This window comes from Microbacterium nymphoidis (assembly GCF_021044885.1).
Classification (GTDB): Bacteria; Actinomycetota; Actinomycetes; order Actinomycetales; family Microbacteriaceae; genus Microbacterium; species Microbacterium nymphoidis.
On sequence record NZ_JAJNOD010000008.1, the window covers coordinates 50,677 to 67,641 of the forward strand.

Genomic DNA, 16,965 nt, shown 5'->3' on the forward strand with positions numbered 1-16,965 from the left:
GAGGTGAGCCTATCGACCCTTCTGGTTCAGTCGCAGTTGGCGCAGACGCCCGTGGCGGGCAGCACCATGAAGCACGTGGGGCAGAACGCATCCTGACGCTCCACTTTCGCCACACGCGGAGCGCGGGCTTCGGCGGCGGCACGCGGTGCGCGCGGCTCAGTCGATCGCGTGGAGGATGCACCCCCGCGGATCGGCGACAGCGCTTCGACGACGGCGCTCACCCGCACCGGCAGTTCGATGCCGCGCGGGCGTCCGTCCTCTTCGCGGTAGGCGATGTAGCCGCGACCGATCTGGTGCGGGGGCTTCCCCGAGCGCGGCTTGGCGCCGATGTATGCACGGCTGGCGGGGATGAAGAACTCGCGGTAGTTGCGGTTCACGAGGAACTCGCGGATGACGGGGAGGTTCTCCACCGGGATCGGGAATCGTGCGAGCGCGGCGTCGAAGGTCGGGAACGTGTCGGCCGCCTTGAGGTCATCCGGAGTGGTCACCACATAGCCGAGCGCGCCGAGCTGCCCCGCGGCGCCGGTGAGCCCGGCGACCACCTGGCGGCTGGTGAGCGGCTCACCGTGCTGGTGCCCGTACGCGGAGGCGAACAGCGCACGGGTGTCGTAACGACCGGCGCCCACGATCACGAAGGACTCGTTGACCTCCGGGAACCCGTACTTCAGAAGGAACAGCTCCCGACCCAACGAGGAGAACTCGGCGATCGCCGCTTCGACGGCCGCATGGTCGGTGAGGGAGGAATAGGAGGGCATAGGAAAACGCTAACGCGTCCGGGGCCGCCCCGGATCGGGGAGAGAGGCCTCCTACCCGGGCAGCCGTCCCGTCCAGCCAATCCCCAGGTTCGATAAAGTGATGCAGCGGTTCCGCCCCTTACCCCTGAGGAGTCCCTCCATGCCCTTGTGGTCCGTCTACGGCAACGGTCGCACCGTCGCCCCCGGCGACGTCGTCAAGCCCGAACAGCGTCTGAGCTGGCCCGCCACCATCGCCATGGGCGGTCAGCACGTCCTCGCGATGTTCGGCGCGACCTTCACTGTCCCGATCCTCACCGGCTTCCCGGTGGCCACCACCCTGCTCTTCAGCGGTATCGGCACGATCCTCTTCCTGCTGCTGACGCGCAACAAGCTGCCCAGCTACCTCGGCTCCTCCTTCGCGTTCCTCGCCCCGGTGATGGCCTTCAACGGCGGCAACCGGCTGGAGACCCCCGAGCAGATCGCGATGGCCCTCGTCGGCATCGTCGTCGCCGGTGTGGTGCTGGCGGGCATCGGCTTCCTGATCCAGGCGGTCGGGGTGAAGTGGATCGACCGCTTCATGCCCCCGATGGTCGCGGGCACCATCGTCGCCCTCATCGGCCTCAACCTCGCCGGCGCGGCGTGGAACAACTTCAAGGCGGCCCCGCTCACGGCCGTGATCACGCTGGCCGCGATCGTGCTGTTCAGCGTCGTCTTCCGCGGATTCCTGGGTCGTATCTCCATCTTCCTTGGTGTGATCGTCGGCTACATCGCCGCGGTCATCCAGGGCGAGGTGGACTTCGGCACGGTCGCCGCCGCCGACTGGGTGGGCCTGCCGCAGTTCCACCTCCCGGCATTCGCCGAGCCCGCAGCGTGGTCGGGAGTGCTGATGTTCCTGCCCGTGGTGCTCGTGCTCATCGCCGAGAACGTCGGCCACGTGCGGGGTGTCGCCGCCATGACCGAGGACCCCTCGATCAACCAGTCCACCGGCAAGGCGCTGTCTGCGGACGGCATCTCGACCGCCATCGCCGGCATGTTCGGCGGCTCCGGCACCACCACCTACGGCGAGAACATCGGTGTCATGGCGGCCACCCGCGTCTACTCCACCGCCGTGTACTGGGTCGCGGGTCTCGTCGCCATCGTGCTGGCGTTGTCGCCGAAGATCGGCGCGCTCTTCAACACCATCCCGATGGGTGTGCTCGGTGGCGCCACCACCGCCCTGTACGGCCTCATCGGTGTGATCGGCATCAAGATCTGGGTGGACAACCGCGTGGATCTGTCCCGCCCCGTCAACCAGCTCACCGCCGCCGTCGGTCTCATCGTCTCCATCGGCGGGTTCAGCGCGGTGTTCGGCGGCATCGAGTTCGGTGCGATCATCCTCGCGACGGTCGCCGTGCTCGCGATCTACCACCTCGGCAACCTCATCGCGCGAGCCCGGAAGACCGGCGCCGACGATGGCGGCCCCATCCCGGCGGTCGGCCCCCTCGGCGGCGACCCGGAGAACTGATCCATTCAGCTGTAGCGTTCTCTGAATGCAAGAGGTGTGGATCGTCTACCACGACAGTGGCCCAGACAACAACATCCTCGGCGTCTTCGCGAAGGCAGAAGACGCCGAGGAATATGTCGCGATCGTGGGCCCTCCGTTCGAGCGTGGAGTGCTCACGAGCCGCTTCCCCGTACCGTGGCGGTCAACCGATCGTGTGACGCAGATCCGGATTTAGCCGCACGTGAACGTGAACTCGTCGGTGGAGTCACGGCCGAGGCCCGTGGCGCCGTTCTTGTTCGCACCCCAACCTCATCGCCTGCGCCCGCAAGACCGGCGCCGACGACGGCGGTCCGATCCCGGCGGTCGGCCCCCTCGGCGGCGACCCGGAGAACTGACGCCTCAGATGTGAGCACACGGCCCCGACGAGACTGCTCGTCGGGGCCGTGTGCTCAGTCCTCGTCTGAGGGCGTGTCATCGCGGCGCTTGCGCTGCCATCCGATGACGCATATCCAGAACACGCTGGCGATGGACATTCCCATGATCAGTGATGCCGCGTCCATGGGAGCAGGCTATGCGGGGGCCGCGCGCTACACCTCCCCCGTGCGACGGAGTTCTACGCTGGATCGGTGACCGACCTCCTCGCCGCGTACGACGCCCACCTCCGCACCGCCTCCGAAGTACTGGGGGCCACCTCCGTGGACCGCATCGGGCCACTCTGGGCGGCGCGCTACGAGGGCGGTCGCCTGTTCGTCACCTACGCCGAGCTGGATGATCCCGCCGCCCGTGTCGCGCAGATCGCGGCGCTGATCGCCGCCGACGAGTCGATCGTGCAGGCCGAGTGGAAGACCCGGACCCACGACCACGCGCCGGGCCTGGAAGACGCCCTGACGCGCGCCGGATTCGCCGCCGAGGGCGTCGAATCCGTGATGCTCGGCGATGCGGGCACCCTGGTGGACGTCCCGGCTCCGGAGGGCGTGACGGTGCGGCAGATGACGACCCCCGCCGACATCCGCGCCGCGCTCGACATGCAGGACGAGGTGTTCGGCGGCACGCCGTATGCCGAGCGTCTGCTGCCGGAGATCCTGGAACGGCAGGCTCGCGGAGAAGGTGTGGAGGTGTGGGCCGCGGAGGTCGACGGCCGTATCGTCAGCGTCGGGCGCATCGATCCGATCCCCGGCACCGCCTTCGCCGGGATCTGGGGCGGCGCCACGCTCGCTGACTACCGCGGTCGCGGCATCTACCGCGCGCTCACCGCCGCCCGTGCCCGATCCGCCATCTCCCGTGGCGTGCGCTGGATCCACTCGGACTCGACCGAGTTCTCCCGTCCGATCCTGGAGCGCGCGGGCCTGGTGAAGGTCACGGAGACCGTGCCCTGGACCTGGGAACGCAGCGCCTGAACCCTGCCGACGCGGATCCATGACCCGGTCTCCGGATCATGACGAATCCGGAATACTCGTCATGATCTGGAGGCCCGGTCATGGATTCAGGAAGCCCGCCGCGCCCGAGGAGGTGCGCACGAAGCTTCCTCCACATGCGCGATATCCATTCCGCGGCCTGTGGACACGGCGTTCGCAGCGTGCCACGGCGGCCACTATGAGGCATGGATCTGCCTTCCTGGCTCGCAAAGCACGACCGAATCGCCCACCGCCGCCTTCTGCATGAAGCGGGTTTCGATGCGCGCGGAGTGCGACGATGGCTCGGATCGGCGATCGTTCCGATCGGCCGCAACTGGGTGGCCTTGGCGGATGTCGATGACGTGCGGCGCGCAGCCGCCGAACTGAACGCCCGCGTCGCGTGCGTCTCCGCGGCGCGGCTGCGAGGCTGGTGGGTGCCCGTGACAGCGCCGGCAAACACTCATGTCCATGTTCCGCCCAGTGCCGCCACGACGTCCCGCCACGTTCATGTGCACCGCACCCGCCCGTTGATGCCGCTGCGGACGGGCGAGCTCCTCGAATCCATCGAAGACACGCTTCAGCACGTGGTCCGCTGCTGCGACGAGGCCACGGCGTTGGCGATATGGGAGTCGGCTTCGCGCGCAGAACGGCTCGCACCGGCCGCCCTTCAGCGAATCCCCTGGCCCCGTCACGATGCACGAAGACTCGCCGCGCAGGTCACGGGCCTCTCGGACTCGGGGCTGGAAACCCTCCTCGTGCGTGGGATGCGGCACATCGGACGCCAGCTTCGTCCGCAGGCGCTGATCGCCGGGCATCGCGTGGATCTCCTGATCGATGACTGGCTCGTCGTCCAGGTCGACGGTCACGCCTTCCATTCGTCCGCAGCGGACCGCGGCCGCGACGTCGCCCACGACGCGGAGCTCACTCTCCGTGGCTATCAGGTGCTGCGGTTCACCTACGCTCAGGTCGTGCATGAGTGGGCGAGCGTGGAACGCACCATCCGGCGAGCGCTCCTCGCCGGTCCCGCCCGACGCTGACGCGGTGTCGCGAATCCATGACCAGGTCACCAATCCATGACGAATCCGACCGATCCGTCATGAATTCAGCAACCGATCATGACCTCACGTGGAGTCGCGGGCGATGAGCTCCAGCTCGACGAGGGTGGCGCGCGGGGGCTCCTCGCCGGAGAGGATCTCGATGAGGCGCTGCGCCACGAGATCGCCGAGCGCGGGCTGGCGCACGGTGGTCAGCGCGGGGGTGAGTTCGCGCGCGATGCTGGAGTCGTCGAATCCGACGATCGCGACGTCCTGCGGCACCCGCAACCCCGCCTCGGCCAGCACGGCGAGTGCGCCCTTGGCCATCAGATCGCTGGCGACGAACACGCCGTCCGGTGTCCCGTCCGCCAGGATCTCGCGCATGGCGGCCGCCCCGCCCAGTTCGGAGAAGTCGCCGATCGCCACCGTACCCTCGGCCAGCCCGGCATCCGCGAGGGCCTGGCGATAGCCGCTCAGGCGGTCGATGCCGGCCGGCATGTCGCTCGGCCCCGCGATGGTCGCGATACGGCGACGGCCACGCTCGATGAGGTGGGCGGTGGCCAGGCGGCCGCCCTCCACGTTGTCCACGTCGACGTAGTACTCGGACTCCCCCGCGCGTTTGCGTGTCGGGCGGCCGCCGAACACGACGGGCACGACACCGGCGATGCGGTCCACGAACGCATCGCGCGAGTGGTGCGACACCACGATCACGCCGTCGACGCTGCCACCCCGGAGGTAGGCGATGGTGCGCTCGCCGGTCTCTTCACCCACCAGCACGAGAGTGAAGACATACCCCGATGCCGTGAGCCGGTGGTGCGCTCCTTCCACGACCGAGGCGATGAAGGGGTCCCCGAAGAAGCGCGAGACGTCTTCGGGGACCATCAGTGCGACGGCTTTGGTCTGCCTGCTCGCCAGGGAGCGGGCGGCCTGGTTCGGAACGTAGTGCAGCTTCGCGATGGCGGCCCGCACCCGCTCCTCGGCGCTCGGGCTGACGGACGTCGATCCGTTGACCACACGGGAGACGGTCGAACGCGAGACCCCGGCAGCGGCGGCGACTTCCTCGATCGTGGCCGCCGTGGCGGGTACGGACGTCGACGGATCCGCCACAGAGCCCTCTTTCAGTTCAACAGGTACGGGGGAACGCTGACCGGCGTCGGCACGTCGATGGCGCGTTCGGTGATGATGCGACGATACTCCAGTGCGCTGTCCTTGAATGCACGCTCCTGGCTCTCGTAGTCCACCCGCACGATCCCGAATCGCTTCTCGTAGCCCCACGCCCACTCGTAGTTGTCGAGCAGTGACCAGTAGAAGTAGCCGCGCACGTCGACGCCGCCCTCTCGTGCGTCGAGGATGGCCGCGAGGTGACGGCGCAGGAAGTCGACGCGCTCGGCATCGTGCACTCGCGTCTCGCCCTCCTCGATCACCGGCTCGTCGTCATAGGCTGCGCCGTTCTCGGTCACGTAGAGCACGCTCTGCGCCGGCTGCGCGTACTCGTCCCAGACCCGGTGCAGCAGACGGGTGAGCCCCTCGGGCTGCACCTCCCAGCCCTGACCGGTGCGCGGGAGCCCTCGGTCGACGTGGTAGATCCCGTCCGAGGCCGGGAACGGGGAAGCCGTCTCACGCGTGGTGGGGGCCTCACCCTCGGGCGCGGGCCGATCGGAGGGTGCCCCTGCCACGTACTCGCCGTGGTAGTAGTTCACCCCGAGGGTCGCGATGTGTGTGGAGATGGTGTCGAGGTCCCCGGGCAGCACCGCCGCCTCGAAGCGCGCCACCGCCTCGGCGTCCACGCCACGGATGTCCTCCACGATGTCCGCGGGGTACTCGCCACGGAACACCGGATCCAGGAACCAGCGGTTGAACTGGCCGTCCACCCGTCGCGCAGCATCGCGGTCGGCCGCGTTCTCCGGGTCGACCGGATCGGCCACAGTGAGGTTGAGCGTGATGCCGAGGTTCAGCGACTCGTCGCGCCGACGCAGTTCCTCCACCACCTGCCCGTGCCCGAGCAGCAGGTGGTGGGAGGCCAGCATGCCCTCGGCCACCGACCGGTGCCCGGGAGCGTGCGCTCCCGCTGTGTAGGACAGGAACGACGAGCACCACGGCTCGTTCAGCGTGGTCCACACCTTCACGCGATCGCCGAGGGCGTCATGCATCGTGAGCGCGTACTCGGTGAAAAGGTCGCTGGCCTCCCGCGTGGTCCATCCGCCGCGTTCCTGGATGGCCTGCGGCATGTCCCAGTGGTACAGCGTGAGCCACGGCAGAATGTCCGCCTCCAGCAGTTCGTCCACCAGCCGCCGGTAGAAGTCCACCCCGGCCTGGTTGACCGCGCCCCCGTCGGGACGGACCCGGGACCAGGAGGTGGAGAACCGGTAGGTCTGCAGGCCCAGTCGCTTCATCAGCGCGACGTCCTGCGGATAGCGGTGATAGTGATCGCAGGCCACATCGCCGTTGTCGGCGTTGATGACGGCACCCGGAACCCGGGCGAACGCGTCCCAGATGGACGCTGTCCTGCCGTCTTCGAAGGCCGCGCCCTCGATCTGGTACGCCGCGGTGGCCGCGCCGAAGAGGAAGTCGTCCGGGAAGGAGCGAGCGGGAGAAGACATGGGAAACCTCTCGATTCGGGTGTGCGTCAGCCCTTGACCGCGCCAGCCATGATGCCACTGACGAGCTGTTTGCCGGCGAAGACGAACAGGATCAGCAGCGGGATGGTGGACAGCAGCACGCCGGCGAGCACCACGGAGTAGTCGACGAAATAGTTCGACTGCAGCAGGGACAGCGCCACGGGAAGGGTGGGGTTGGAGCGATCCAGCACGATGAACGGCCAGAAGAAGTTGTTCCAGGAGGATACGAACGTGAACAGCGCCAGCATCGCGGCGGCCGGTCGCGCGGCGGGAAGGCCCACGGTCAGGAAGGTGCGGAACTGGGTGGCGCCGTCGACGCGGGCAGCTTCGATCAGCTCGTCCGGCACGGACTGACGCAGGTACTGCGTCATCCAGAACACCCCGAACGCGCTGGTCAGCGCGGGCACGATGATGGCGCCGATCTGACCGGTCCAGCCGAGATCGCTGAAGAGGATGTATAGCGGCACGACACCCAGCTGCATGGGAACAGCCATCGTGGCGATGACGAACACCAGCAGCACGTTCGAGCCCGTGAACTTCAGCTTCGCGAACGCCCATCCGGCGAGGGTCGAGAAGAAGACGACGGATGCGGCGATCACCGCCGAGCTCCACACGGAGTTCCACAGCGCCTGCCAGAAGTTGACGGCGGGATCCGTCATCACCTTCTGCATGTTCTCCCAGAGGTTGCCTCCGGGGATCCAGCTCATGTGGGGATCGCGAATCGTGTACGAATCACCCGAGCCGATCAGCAGGGACCAGTAGTACGGGAACAGGCAGGCGAGGAGGAACGCGCCAAGCACCCCGTAGACCAGGAAGCCGGGACGGGTGCCGCGGATGGCACGTGCGCGCGGAGCGCGCCCGGTGGCCTGGGTGACGGTCTCGGTGGCTGTGGTGGTCATCGGAGCGCCTCCGTCTTCGTCGATTCGCGGGTGGTCGCGCTCGTGCGCTGGGCGGCAACGCGACGACGCATGGCCACCGAGGCCGCACGCCGCTGGGCGCGCGTCATCCCGTCGCGGGTCCCCTCGTCGCGCACCAGGGAGCGGGTGACGAGGAGGTTGATGATGCCGATGGCCAGGATGATGATGAACAGGATCCAGGCGAGCGCCGCCGCACGGCCGAAGTTCCACTCTCCCCAGCCGATGTTGTAGAGGTACATCGTGATGGTCAGCCACTGGCTGTTGGCACCTCCGGTTCCCATCTGGTCGTACATGCGCGGCTCGTCGAAGATCTGGAGCCCGCCGATGGTGGAGGTGATGATGACGAAGATCAGCGTCGGCTTGAGGCTCGGCATCGTGATGGAGAAGAACTGCCGCACGCGCCCCGCGCCGTCCACGGTCGCCGCCTCGTAGAGGTCGCGGGGAATGGCCTGCATGGCCGCCAGCAGGATGAGGGTGTTGTAGCCGGTCCAGCGGAAGTTGACCATGGTGGCGATGGCGATGTGGCTGAAGAAGGCGTTCGAATGCCACGGCAGGGCGGTCAGTCCCGCGTTGGTGAGGATCGTGTTCACGATGCCGTACTGGTCGCCGAACATGTTGGAGAAGATGAGCGCGACGGCGACGGGTGCCATCACGTACGGGACGAGGACCCCCATGCGCCAGAACGTGCGCGCCCGGATGTTCTCGTTGAGCATCGCGGCGATGATGATCGCGATGATCAGCTGCGGCACCGAGGAGAGCAGGAAGATGCTGAACGTGTTGCGCAGCGCGATCCAGAACTTCGGCTGGCTCAGCACGTAGGTGTACTGGTCGAAGCCGATGAATTCACCGGAGTTGCGCACGAGATCCCAGTCCATGAACGAGATCACAGCGGTGTATCCGATGGGGAATAGCCCGATCACGGCGAAGAGCACGAAGAACGGGGAGATGTAGAGGTAGGGCGAGACCTTCAGGTCCCACCTGCTGAGCTTGTGCCCGAACCCGATGCGCTGAGGGTCACGCGGGGTCGCTCGCCGGGCGGTGGGGGTCGTGGCGGACACGATGCTCCTTTTCGCGAGGGAGTCCGCGGGATCGGCCGGTCGGACCGATCCCGCGGAGACGGACACTGTTACTTGATCGCCTCGACCTCGGAGACCCACTGGTCCCACGACGTCTTCGCGTCCTGCGTTCCCTCTTCCACGCGCGTCAGTGCCTTCTGCATCGCGTCGTTGATCTGGAAGTAGAAGGCGCCCTTGTACGGCGAGACGGTGACCGCCTGTGCACGGTTGCTGAGGATCGTGCCGACCGGCGCGTCGTTGAAGAACTCGTTGGTCGCGGCGGCCAGCTCATCGCTCTTCATGGCGTCCACCTGGCTGGGGAAGGTTCCCGCCGCGGCGAACGCCTTCATCTGCGTCTCGGGAGAGGTGAGCCAATCCGCCAGCTCCTGCGCCGCCTTCACGTTCTTGCCGTTGGCGGGAATCGTGAGGTAGGAACCGCCCCAGTTGCCACCGCCGCCGGGGAAGACGTCGGCGATGTCCCACGTGGTCACGTCCTTGGCGTTGCCGGAGATGACACCGAGCATCCAGCCCGGGCAGAGCATCGTCGCGAAGGCGCCGTTGGCCAGGCCCGCGTTCCAGTCGTCGGACCACTGGCCGAGGTGCGCCGACTGATCCTTCGAGGCGGCGAGCACCTGGTCGTACGCGGCCTTCACGTCCGCGTTCTTCGTGGCGGTGATGTCGCCGCTCTTCGGATCCTCGTACGCGGCCTCGATCTGGTTGACCATGCCCTGGTAGGTGCCGCCCGCGGAGTCGAAGAAGGCCTTTCCGGTCTTCTGCGAGTACTCGGCGCCGACCTGGAAGTACTTGTCCCAGCCGCCCTCCAGCAACGCGGCGACCTCGTCGCGGTCCGTGGGCAGACCGGCCTCGGCGAACAGGTCGGAGCGGTAGCAGACGCCCTCCGGGCCGATGTCGGTGCCGTAGCCGATGAGGTTGCCGTCCTTGTCGGTGGCCGCCGCAGTCTTCCAGTCCAGCCAGCGGCTGGTCAGGTCGGCAGGCACCGGCGCGAGCAGGTCGGAGTACTTCATCACCTCGGGCAGCCAGTCCACCTCGATGGCCTCGATGTCGGCGAGGCCCGACTTGCCGAGCTTCTGGAAGTAGTTCGCGCGGGCGTCGTTGGACGTGGCCGCCTTCGTGAACACGACCGTGACGTCGGGGTGCTCGGCCTCGTAGGCCTTCTTCAGGTCGTCGGTGTAGCCGAAGTCGTTGAAGGTCGACACGGTCAGCGTGACCTTGCCGTCGGAGGATCCGCCGTCGCCGGCGTCGGACGATCCGCCGGCGCAGCCGGCGAGGACGAGGGCCGTCGCGGAGACGGCTGCCACGGCGATGCCGCCGCGGCGAAGTGCTGCAGAAATCACTGTCACTCCTTTGTGGATGATGTGGTGCGGGGATTGTGGGGCCACCTTGGGAGCGCTCCCAACCGGTTCTCGACCATATGAGAGCGCTCCCACGAAAGTCAAGTTTCGTGATCCGAACGTGATTCACGAGGGCCGAGGGCGCCGATCAGCCGCGGTCGAACCGGCGTGGGGCCGCGGGTAGACTGATGACGACCGCCGTTCGCGTCCACCTCGGAGCCACAATGCCCACCATCGTCGTCGACGTCATGCCGAAGCCCGAACTCCTCGACCCGCAGGGCAAGGCGGTGAGCGGTGCCTTCGCGCGTCTCGACGTCGACGCCTTCACCGGTGTCCGCATCGGCAAGCGATTCGAGCTGACCGTCGAGGGCGAGGTGACCGAGGAGATCCTCGCCACCGCCCGCAAGGTCGCCGAGGACGTGCTCAGCAACGCCGTCATCGAGGACGTCGTGGGCATCGAGGTGGTCGAGTGACCGCTCGGATCGGGGTCGTCACCTTCCCCGGTTCGCTGGACGACCGCGACGCTCAGCGCGCGATCCGCCTCGTCGGAGCCGAGCCAGTGGCCCTGTGGCATGCCGACCACGACCTGCAGAACGTCGACGCCGTCGTCCTCCCGGGCGGCTTCAGCTACGGCGACTACCTGCGCGCCGGAGCCATCGCGGCTCTCGCACCGATCATGACCGAGATCAAGGACGCCGCCGGCAAGGGCATGCCCGTCCTGGGCATCTGCAACGGCTTCCAGATGCTGGTGGAGGCACACCTGCTCCCCGGCGGCCTGATCCGCAACGCCCACCAGCAGTTCATCCGTCGCGACCAGCGCCTGCGTGTGGAGAACGCGGACACCGCGTGGACCAACGCCTTCACCGCCGGCGAGGAGATCATCATCCCGCTGAAGAACGCCGATGGCGGCTACATCGCCGATGAAGAGACCCTCAAGCGCCTCGAAGGTGAGGGCCGGGTGGCGTTCCGTTACGCCGGCATCAATCCCAACGGATCCCTCAACGACATCGCCGGTCTCACCAACGAGGCGGGCAACGTGGTGGGCCTCATGCCGCACCCGGAGCACGCCGTGGAGCCGGGCTTCGGCCCGAACACCCCCGCAGCGATGCGCTCCGGCGAGGACGGCATCACGTTCTTCGAGTCCGCGCTCGCCGCGATCGCTCGCGTCGCAGCCTGAGAGCATACGAGAACGGCCCTGCCTCGGCAGGGCCGTTCGTCGTTCAGACGGTGCCGGCGGGCGGCCAGACGCCGATGATCACGGCCATGACCACCACCGTCACCAGCTCGTGCATCACGTTCATGACCGTCAGCGCCGGCGGCCGCCCCTCGAACGCATCGTGGGTGATGAAGCGCGCGGCGGTGAACCCAGCCCACAGCAGCACGCCGGTGACGAGGGCCGACACCAGGTAGCTGCCCTCGTAGAAGTGCCACGCGATGGTGGTCGAGCCAGCCAGCACCCAGGAGGTGATGAAGCTCACCACGACGGTGACGAGGATGGGCGTCACGGCGCTCGCTCCCTCGCGATGGGGGTCGACCTTGGCCAGCGCCATCCACTTCGTTCCGAACACTTTCGGGGTGTACCAGACGCTGCCGACGATCATGGTCGACAGCGTCGCCAGGATCACGCTCCAGTAGTTGATTTCAGGGACCATGCTCGTTCTCCTCGGATCGGGATGACGCGAGCATAGCGATCACCCGGTGCTGTCGGGGGCGGAATCGGAATAGGGTCGAATCATGTCGAAGCTGAGCGTGTCCGTGCCCACCGAACGACTCGAGCGGGACGTGCGTGCACGACTCACCCCGGAGCAGATCGCAGCGATCGATCTGTTCGTGTGGGACATGACCGATCCCACGCCCCGCCAGCGCATCGACATCGTGGTGCCGCCGTACATGTCGGCGCGCGACGCCCTCCCCCGCCTCGCGGACGTGACGACGCGCCTGGTGCAGAGCCAGTCCATCGGCTGGGACGACGTTCCCCACCACCTGCCCGCCGGTCACGTCTTCGCCAATGCCGCCAGCGTGCACGAGACGGCCACCGCGGAGCTCGCCCTCGCACTCACCCTCGCCGTGCAACGACGCCTGCCCCAGTACGTGCGTCAGCAGGACGCGCACGAGTGGCGGGGCAGGTTCGCGAACGGACTGGCCGACTGCCGCGTGCTGCTGCTCGGGTACGGCGGCGTCGGTAAGGCGACCGCGGCGCGGCTGGACCCGTTCGAGGTCGAGGTGGTGCCGGTCGCATCGTCCGCGCGCGTCGAGGACGGCCGCGAGGTGCACGCGATGAGCGAGCTCGCGGAGCTGCTGCCGACCGCCGACGTCCTCATCGTCACGCTGCCCGACACCCCAGACACCCGGGGCCTCATCGACGACGCCGTGCTGTCGGCGCTTCCCGACGGCGCGCTGGTGGTCAACGTCGGACGCGGCCCGATCATCGACACGGACGCGCTGGTGGATCACCTGCGCCGTGAGCGGATCCTCGCCGCGCTCGACGTGACGGAGCCCGAGCCGCTGCCGGCGGATCACCCGCTGTGGTCCGCTCCCGGCGTGCTGATCTCCCCGCACGTTGGCGGTGCGTCGGCTGCCATGCAGCCGCGCATCGCCCAGCTCGTGGCCGACCAGATCACGCGGATGCTGGACGGCGAGGACGCCCGCAACGTGGTCTACTCCAGCTGACGTGAGCACCTACGTCCCCTTCGCGTGGACAGAAGCCGGCACCACCGTGCGAATCACCCGCGGCGGCACACTCGTGACGGTCGTCGGCGGGGCGGACGCTCGCCGGCTGCTGGCCCGGCTGGGCGACTCGGATGAGAACGATCAGGCGCTGCTCCAGCGCGCGACGGGCAACTACAGGCGGGGCAACGAGCGCTAGCGTCTCCGCCCGATCGCGACCGCGTGTGACCGGGTACAGCAGTGCCATCTGAGCGCCGGCACCGCAGACGCCACCGTCTGTCCACAGTCCGGGAGGCCGCAACCGCGGGAGCCCCGGGAAACCCGCTATCGTCGCGTCCGCGGTGCGTCCACCGCCCCTTCTCGAACTCGACGAGACGACCGGGCGCACCAGGGAGGAGCCGCGTGGCTCACGGAATCTCTTCGTCGCGCCGTCGGGGATGGCGGCCGGGCACGCCTGTGATCGCCGCGCTGGCCATCGTGCTCTCAGCGGTCCTCGCCGCCCTTCCCGCTTCCGCCGCGCAGCCGGCGGTCGCGTGGCAAGGTGCACAGGCATCCGTGAACGCTGCGGTGGATGCCGGCGCAGCGGTGAGCGATGCACTCGCTCCCACCGTGACCGCGGACCCGCTTCCGACGGTGCAGATCGACGGGGTCGTCTGGACGCAGGCCATCGTGGGCGACTGGGTGTATGCCGCAGGCCGGTTCAGCAGCGCACGACCGGCGGGCGCGGCTCCGGGAACCGGAGAGACGCCGCGCGCGAATCTGCTGCGCTACCGGCTGACCACGGGTGAGCTGGATCCGGGCTTCGACGTTCCGGTCAACGGCGCCGTCTACGCGCTGACCGCGTCGCCCGACGGGCGCACGCTGTACTTGGGCGGGGCGTTCACGCAGGTGGGCACGCAGCCGCGCTACCGGGTCGCTGCGCTCGACACCGCGAGTGGCGCCGTCTCACCGCTCAGCATCGGCGCCAATGCGACGGTGTACGGCCTGGCCGCAACCGCGGACACGCTCTATCTGACGGGCGGATTCAGCACGATCAACAACAAGCCGCACGCCCGGGTCGGTGCCGCCAGCACGCTGACGGGCAAGGTGCTCCCCTTCGATGCGACCCTCACCGGCGACGGAGTGGGCCGGAGCATCGCCGTCTCCCCCGACCGTTCGAAGATCGTCGTCGGCGGCAGCTTCGAGGCCGCGAACGGTTCGACCAACCCGGGGCGCGGCATCGCTGCGCTGGACGCGTCGACGGGTGCCACGGTGCCGTGGGCGATGAACTCCCTCATCCACAATGCCGGATCCGCAGCGGGTTTCATGGGGGTGACCTCCGATGAGACCAGCGTCTACGGCACGACGTACTCGTTCGACGGCGGAGGAATGGAGGGTACCTTCCGTGCGGCCTGGACGGACGGCAGCATCATCACGATGGAGGACTGCCACGGCGATGTGTACGACGTGGCGCTGAGCGACGGACTCATGTACCGCGCGGGTCACACGCACGCCTGCGCCACTGTTCCGGGAGGCTTCCCGGATGAGGACCCGCTCTTCCACACCCATGCGCTCGCCTTCTCGATGAACGCCAGCGGACGCACCCTGACCGCCAACCAGGTGCCCACGTACCTCTCCTACGAGGGACAGCCGGCACCGACCCTGCGACACTGGTACCCGACCTTCACGCCCGGATCCTTCACCGGGCAGGAGCAGGCGACGTGGAGCGTCGCGGCCGGTGACGGGTATGTGGTGTACGGCGGCGAGTTCCCGGCCGTGCAGGGCACGCCGCAGCAGGGGCTGGTCCGGTTCGCGAGCTCACGGGTCGCCCCGAACAAGCAGGGCCCGGTCGTCACCGGCGGGGCCTACGGCGTCCACGCTGCCAGCGCGTTGCGGGGCGAGGTGGTCCTCACCTGGACGAGCAACTATGACCCGGACGACGCATCGCTCACCTACGCGGTCGAGCGCCGCGGGGAGTCCGCGCCGCTGTTCACCACCTCGGCAGCCTCCACCCGCTGGAACCGTCCGGTGCTCAGCTACCGCGATCAGGGCCGCCCGGCCGGATCCGTGCAGGAGTACCGGGTCGTCGTCAGCGATGTCCACGGCAACAGCACCGCGAGCGACTGGACCGCGATCACCGTCAGCAGCACCGACAGCACCGAGCAGAACGTCATCGCAGCCGACGGATTCAGCCGGACGGAGTCGACCGGCTGGGGCGTGGCCGCCATCGGCGGACGCTGGCTCACGAGCGGTGGAGCGGGTGAGTTCAGCATGGCCGACAGCACGGCGAACATCGCGCTGGCGCCCGGTCAGACGCGCGGCGCGCTGCTGGATTCGGTACAGACCAGCGACAGCATCACGCGGGTGCGCGTCAGCGTCGACCGGGCCTCCGAGGGTGGCGTCGTCAGTGCCAACGTCCACGCCCGGGTGGTCGGCTCTGCCGGGTACTCGGCTCGGGTGCGGTTCGAGCCCGGCGGCGTCGTGCGGCTGTACCTGCTACAGGGCGAGACGCTTCTGGGCGGTAAGAGCGTTGTCCTCACCGGCTACACGCCGGGCACCGATGTGCTCGTCGCGGTGAGTGCGCGGGGTACCGCACCGACACAGCTGAGCGCGAAGGTCTGGGCCGCTGACGCCGCGGAACCGTCCCAGTGGCAGATCACCGCCACCGACACCACCCCCGCGCTCCAGGCAGCCGGTGCCATCGGCCTCGGAGGCTCCTCCAGTTCGCTGTCGACCGTCCCGGTAACCACCGTGCGCTTCGACGACTACTCGGTCACCGATGGCCGCCCGCTCGGATCGCCGAACGGGAACACCGCACCGCGAGCCGCGTTCAGCAGCAGCACCGACGCTCTGACCGCGTCCTTCGATGCCGCGGCCTCCACCGATGCGGAGGGTGCCATCCGGCAGTACCTGTGGGACTTCGGGGACGGCACGAGCGGATCGGGATCGACGGCTCAGCACACCTATGCGCAACCGGGGCAGTACACCGTGACGCTGACGGTGACCGACGCCGCCGGTGCGACCAACGCGGTCTCCCAGTTGGTGTCCGTCCTTGCGGACCCCCCGGCGGAGATCATCGCCCGCGACGACTTCGCCCGGACGGCGTCCGCATCGTGGGGTTCCGCCGTCGTCGGCGGCCCCTGGCTGCTGCGGGGAGGCGACGGTGACTTCTCGGTGAGCGGTGATGCCGGACGGATCGAGCTGAGGCCCTCGTGGACGAGAACAGCGACACTGACGCAGGCGACCTCCGCTTCCACGACCGTCGAGACCACGTTCTCCGCCGATGCGGTGCCCACGGGTGCCGGCGCGGTGTCCCTCAGTGTGATCGGGCGCCAGACGACGGCCGGCAGCTACCAGGCGCGGGTGCGCATCGAGGCGGGTGGCACGGTGCGGCTGTATCTCCTGCGCGACGAGGTGTCCATCGCCGGCGCCGGGCTCGTCCTGCCCGGCACATATCGAGCGGGCGAGGCTCTCCATGTGCGCCTGCGGGTGTCAGGCGGTGGCCCCACAGCCGCGGCGGCGAAGCTCTGGCGCGACGGGTCGTCGGAGCCGGCCGACTGGCAGCTCAGCGGCAGCGACGGCACCGACGGCATGCAGACCGCCGGATGGGTGGGCCTGAAGGGGACCCTGTCCGCGTCGACCACGGCGCCACGCATCGTCCTGAGCATCAGCGACTTCCAGGCGACCGGCGCCGCACGCTGAGGCCTTGGAGGGGGACTTCATCGGGCGCGG

At 68.5% G+C, this 16,965-nt stretch carries 16 protein-coding genes; 9 read left to right on the forward strand and 7 right to left on the reverse strand.

The features are described from left to right. Positions 1-26: 26 nt before the first annotated feature. Complete coding sequence (locus LQ566_RS16775; RefSeq protein ID WP_231092929.1) at positions 27-755, reverse strand: ScoMcrA-related endonuclease; 729 nt, start codon at positions 753-755, stop codon at positions 27-29. 139 nt (positions 756-894) lie between these two features. On the opposite strand from LQ566_RS16775, the gene LQ566_RS16780 reads away from it, so the two are divergent. The 4 genes from LQ566_RS16780 to LQ566_RS16795 all read left to right on the forward strand — a co-directional run bounded on the left by LQ566_RS16780 (position 895) and on the right by LQ566_RS16795 (position 4,648). Next, on the forward strand, positions 895-2,238 hold the full coding sequence (locus tag LQ566_RS16780) for a uracil-xanthine permease family protein (protein ID WP_231092930.1): 1,344 nt from the start codon (positions 895-897) through the stop codon (positions 2,236-2,238). Between the two features lie 25 nt (positions 2,239-2,263). Then, positions 2,264-2,452 carry a hypothetical protein gene (locus tag LQ566_RS16785; RefSeq protein WP_231092931.1) on the forward strand — a complete coding sequence of 63 codons (189 nt, stop codon included), beginning with the start codon at positions 2,264-2,266 and terminating at the stop codon, positions 2,450-2,452. 391 nt (positions 2,453-2,843) lie between these two features. Then, on the forward strand, positions 2,844-3,614 hold the full coding sequence (locus LQ566_RS16790) for a GNAT family N-acetyltransferase (protein ID WP_231092932.1): 771 nt from the start codon (positions 2,844-2,846) through the stop codon (positions 3,612-3,614). Between the two features lie 203 nt (positions 3,615-3,817). Beyond that, positions 3,818-4,648 carry an endonuclease domain-containing protein gene (locus tag LQ566_RS16795; RefSeq protein ID WP_231092933.1) on the forward strand — a complete coding sequence of 277 codons (831 nt, stop codon included), beginning with the start codon at positions 3,818-3,820 and terminating at the stop codon, positions 4,646-4,648. An 84-nt stretch (positions 4,649-4,732) separates the two neighbouring features. Here LQ566_RS16795 and LQ566_RS16800 read toward each other — a convergent pair whose 3' ends face one another. From LQ566_RS16800 to LQ566_RS16820, 5 genes are all read right to left on the reverse strand, one after another. Then, complete coding sequence (locus LQ566_RS16800; RefSeq protein ID WP_231092934.1) at positions 4,733-5,752, reverse strand: LacI family DNA-binding transcriptional regulator; 1,020 nt, start codon at positions 5,750-5,752, stop codon at positions 4,733-4,735. Positions 5,753-5,763: 11 nt separating this feature from the next. Then, entirely contained in the window at positions 5,764-7,245 is a 1,482-nt protein-coding gene (locus LQ566_RS16805; RefSeq protein WP_231092935.1) for a GH1 family beta-glucosidase, read from the reverse strand. Between the two features lie 26 nt (positions 7,246-7,271). After that, a complete protein-coding gene (locus LQ566_RS16810; protein WP_231092936.1) occupies positions 7,272-8,162 on the reverse strand; it encodes a carbohydrate ABC transporter permease in 891 nt (296 codons plus the stop codon). Then, on the reverse strand, positions 8,159-9,238 hold the full coding sequence (locus LQ566_RS16815; RefSeq protein WP_372459822.1) for a carbohydrate ABC transporter permease: 1,080 nt from the start codon (positions 9,236-9,238) through the stop codon (positions 8,159-8,161). Before LQ566_RS16815 ends, LQ566_RS16810 begins: the two co-directional genes overlap by 4 nt. A 68-nt stretch (positions 9,239-9,306) precedes the next feature. After that, the gene (locus tag LQ566_RS16820) at positions 9,307-10,590 is read right to left on the reverse strand and encodes an ABC transporter substrate-binding protein (RefSeq protein ID WP_231092937.1); all 1,284 of its coding nucleotides are present in this window, start codon (positions 10,588-10,590) and stop codon (positions 9,307-9,309) included. Positions 10,591-10,811: 221 nt separating this feature from the next. On the opposite strand from LQ566_RS16820, the gene LQ566_RS16825 reads away from it, so the two are divergent. Both LQ566_RS16825 and purQ read left to right on the forward strand, forming a co-directional pair. Continuing rightward, positions 10,812-11,060: a phosphoribosylformylglycinamidine synthase subunit PurS gene (locus tag LQ566_RS16825; protein WP_231092999.1), complete on the forward strand. Its 249-nt coding sequence runs from the start codon at positions 10,812-10,814 to the stop codon at positions 11,058-11,060. Continuing rightward, positions 11,057-11,764, forward strand: a complete 708-nt coding sequence (purQ, locus tag LQ566_RS16830; RefSeq protein WP_231092938.1) for a phosphoribosylformylglycinamidine synthase subunit PurQ — start codon at positions 11,057-11,059, stop codon at positions 11,762-11,764. Before LQ566_RS16825 ends, purQ begins: the two co-directional genes overlap by 4 nt. Positions 11,765-11,807: 43 nt before the next feature. On the opposite strand, the gene LQ566_RS16835 is transcribed toward purQ, so the two are convergent. Then, positions 11,808-12,239: a DUF1761 domain-containing protein gene (locus LQ566_RS16835; RefSeq protein WP_231092939.1), complete on the reverse strand. Its 432-nt coding sequence runs from the start codon at positions 12,237-12,239 to the stop codon at positions 11,808-11,810. Positions 12,240-12,321: 82 nt separating this feature from the next. Here LQ566_RS16835 and LQ566_RS16840 point away from each other — a divergent pair, with 82 nt between their 5' ends. The 3 genes from LQ566_RS16840 (at position 12,322) to LQ566_RS17740 (ending at position 16,935) form a co-directional block, all read left to right on the forward strand. Continuing rightward, positions 12,322-13,257, forward strand: a complete 936-nt coding sequence (locus tag LQ566_RS16840) for an NAD(P)-dependent oxidoreductase (RefSeq protein WP_231092940.1) — start codon at positions 12,322-12,324, stop codon at positions 13,255-13,257. 1 nt (position 13,258) lies between these two features. Continuing rightward, complete coding sequence (locus LQ566_RS16845) at positions 13,259-13,453, forward strand: hypothetical protein (RefSeq protein WP_231092941.1); 195 nt, start codon at positions 13,259-13,261, stop codon at positions 13,451-13,453. Positions 13,454-13,656: 203 nt separating this feature from the next. Beyond that, entirely contained in the window at positions 13,657-16,935 is a 3,279-nt protein-coding gene (locus LQ566_RS17740) for a PKD domain-containing protein (RefSeq protein ID WP_231092942.1), read from the forward strand. The last annotated feature ends 30 nt before the right edge of the window (positions 16,936-16,965 follow it).